The organism is Pseudomonas sp. SDO5591_S426 (assembly GCF_054070755.1).
In genome coordinates this window covers 1-2,748 of record NZ_JBSVXD010000358.1, presented here as the reverse complement: position 1 = coordinate 2,748, position 2,748 = coordinate 1, and the positions used below count along the sequence as shown (strand labels likewise).

Here is a 2,748-nt window from a genome sequence, read left to right as displayed (position 1 = left end):
ACATAGGAATGATGTACACCCTGTAGGAGCTGCCGAAGGCTGCGATCTTTTTTTCCGGCAGACGCGATCTAACGTTCGATCAACCGCCCCAACCCATCGAGCAACCGCTGCAACGCGCCCTGATTGGTTCGCATCACTTTCAGTCCTGCCTCGGCCATGCGCTGCGCATCTCTCGGCAATTCGAACAGCCGCTGCACCGCCAGCGCCAATCCTTCGGCATCTTCCACTTCCTGCAACGCCCCGGCACTGCGCAACTGCGCGGCGATTTCGAGGAAGTTGAACAGGTGCGGGCCGCTCAAAACCGGTTTCGCCAGCGCCGCCGGCTCCAGCAGGTTATGCCCGCCGTTCGGCACCAGGCTGCCGCCGACAAAAGCGCTGTCGGCCAAGGCATAGAGAAACAGCAGTTCACCCATGGTGTCGCCCAGCAACACTGAAGTGGCGGCGGTGACCCCCTCGCCGCTGGAGCGACGGACCGTGGCGAACCCTTGCTGCTGGCACAACCCGAACACCGAATTGAAACGCTCTGGATGACGCGGCACCAGAATCAGCAACGCATCGGGATGACCGGCCAGCAAATGACGATGCGCCGCCAGCACCACTTCATCTTCGCCGTCGTGGGTACTGGCGGCGATCCACACCGGGCGCTCCTGCGCCTGCCATTGCCCGCGCAATTCGCTGGCACGTTGCAACAGTTGCGGGTCGATGGTCAGGTCGAACTTGATCGAACCCGTCACCTCGACGGTTTCAGCACGCGCGCCCAGGTTACGGAAGCGCTGGGCCTCGGCTTCGGTCTGCACCGCGAACAGGCTCATCTCGGCGAGCATCGGCCCGGTCAGTTTGCCGAAGCGGCCGTAACCCTTGGCCGAGCGCTCGGACAACCGCGCATTGGCCAACGCCACGGGAATCCCGCGCTTGGCGCACTGATGAATGTGGTTGGGCCACAGCTCGGTTTCCATGATCACCGCCAGTTTTGGCCGGACCCGATCAAGAAAACGCTTTGCCGCACAAGGCAGGTCATAGGGCAAATAGCAGTGCTGGATGCGCGGCTCATTGGCGAACAACGCGTGGATGCGCTCCGAGCCGGTCGGGGTCATGCAGGTTACGGTAATCGGCAGGTCTGGATAACGCTGCAACAGGGCGCGAATCATCGGCGCAGCGGCAATGCTCTCGCCCACCGACACCGCGTGCACCCAGATGCCACCCGGTTTCATCGCCGGCATCCCATAGGAGAAACGCTCGCCAATGCGCTTGGCATACGCCGGCGCCTTGCGCGAACGCAGCCACAGCCGAATCGCCACCAATGGCAGCCCCAGATAAAACAGCGCGGTGTAGAGAGTTCTATTCATGGCGGCGGAGTTTATCGGCTTTTCTCGCCGATCGCCTGCAAGTGCACGGCAAAACGTTCGGCGAGCCAGCGCGCGGCCGGGCCGAGCGGTTCATCACGACGCCAGACCAACTCAACCACCAGCGCGGGCGGGGTCCATTCGCTGCTCAGTTCAACCATCTGGCCGTGATAGGTCGGGTACTGCACCACATGGCGCGGCAGCCAGGCCCAACCGAGGCCGCGTACCAGCCATTCGGCCATCACGTAAAAACTGTCGGCGCGCCAGACTTGCGGGCTGGCTGGCTCGCTGCCGGGGTAAACGCTGGATTGGGTGGACATCAGCAATTGGCGATGCTGCGCCAGTTGCTGGCAATCGACCTGCGCCTGCTTCGCCAACGGATGATCGACTCCGCAGACGGTGACCATTTCCACACTGCCGAGCACCCGCCGCTCCAGCGCTTCGGGGATCTGATCGTGAAAGAACAGCAAGCCGAGATCGGCGCGACGCTCCACCAGTTTGCGCGCGACTTCGCCTTGGGCAGCGCTGGTCAGTTGCACTTCAAGACTGGGGAATTTTTCGGCCAACGCCTCAAAACTTTCGATGACCGGCGAATACGGCATCGCCTCGTCCTGAGCCAGTCGCAAGCGCGCCTCTTGCCCGCGCATCATCGCCAGCGCCCGGCCGTTGAGACGCTCACATTGGCGCAGCACTTCACGCGCCTCATCCAGCAATGCAGTCCCGGCTTCAGTGAGTTTCGGCTGACGGCCGCTGCTGCGGTCGAACAGACTCACGCCCAGGTCTTCCTCCAGCAATGCAATCGAACTGCTGACCGCCGATTGCGCCTTGCGCTGGTCCCGCGCCACGGCGGAAAACGAACGTTGCTCCGCTACGCTGACAAACAAGCGCAACTGCTCCAGATTCCATTGCGTGCTCATGGCTCAACCCATCTTCCAAACAGATAGGTAATGACTTTACCGCATCTGGAGAATCTCTAGAATGCCGACCTCAGAGAGCAACACTTCACACGAGGATTGAACCATGACCGCTTACTACTACCTGGCCATAGCCATCTGCGCCGAAGTGATTGCCACTGTTTCGATGAAAGCGGTCAAAGGCTTCAGCACGCCGTTGCCGCTGGTGCTGGTCATCGTCGGCTATGGCATTGCGTTCTGGATGCTGACACTGGTGGTGCGCAGCGTGCCAGTGGGTGTGGCGTACGCGGTGTGGGCCGGCATGGGCATTGTGATGGTCAGCGTCGCCGCGCTGTTTATCTACGGGCAGAAACTGGATGTGCCGGCGATGCTGGGGATGGCGCTGATTGTGTTGGGTGTTGTGGTGATTCAACTCTTCTCCAAAACCGCGGGGCATTGAAAAAAGATCGCAGCCTGCGGCAGCTCCTACAAAGGCGAACCGTATCCATCTG

Annotated in this window: 3 protein-coding genes; 1 reads left to right on the top strand and 2 read right to left on the bottom strand. The window is 61.4% G+C overall.

The window, feature by feature from the left end; translation table 11 throughout:
* Window positions 1–68: 68 nt before the first annotated feature.
* Together waaA and ACW9JC_RS29865 are read right to left on the bottom strand one after the other, a co-directional pair.
* Complete coding sequence (gene waaA, locus ACW9JC_RS29870) at window positions 69–1,346, bottom strand: lipid IV(A) 3-deoxy-D-manno-octulosonic acid transferase (RefSeq protein ID WP_457459540.1); 1,278 nt, start codon at window positions 1,344–1,346, stop codon at window positions 69–71.
* An 11-nt stretch (window positions 1,347–1,357) separates the two neighbouring features.
* Window positions 1,358–2,260, bottom strand: a complete 903-nt coding sequence (locus tag ACW9JC_RS29865; protein WP_457459538.1) for a LysR family transcriptional regulator — start codon at window positions 2,258–2,260, stop codon at window positions 1,358–1,360.
* Between the two features lie 103 nt (window positions 2,261–2,363).
* Here ACW9JC_RS29865 and ACW9JC_RS29860 point away from each other — a divergent pair, with 103 nt between their 5' ends.
* Complete coding sequence (locus ACW9JC_RS29860) at window positions 2,364–2,696, top strand: DMT family transporter (protein ID WP_015093202.1); 333 nt, start codon at window positions 2,364–2,366, stop codon at window positions 2,694–2,696.
* Window positions 2,697–2,748: the final 52 nt, after the last annotated feature.

Coding starts and splice junctions, on each gene's coding strand:
- ACW9JC_RS29860 (WP_015093202.1), top strand. CDS start 2,364: ATGACCGCTTACTACTACCTGGCCATAGCCATCTGCGCCGAAGTGATT.
- ACW9JC_RS29865 (WP_457459538.1), bottom strand. CDS start 2,260: ATGAGCACGCAATGGAATCTGGAGCAGTTGCGCTTGTTTGTCAGCGTA.
- waaA (WP_457459540.1), bottom strand. CDS start 1,346: ATGAATAGAACTCTCTACACCGCGCTGTTTTATCTGGGGCTGCCATTG.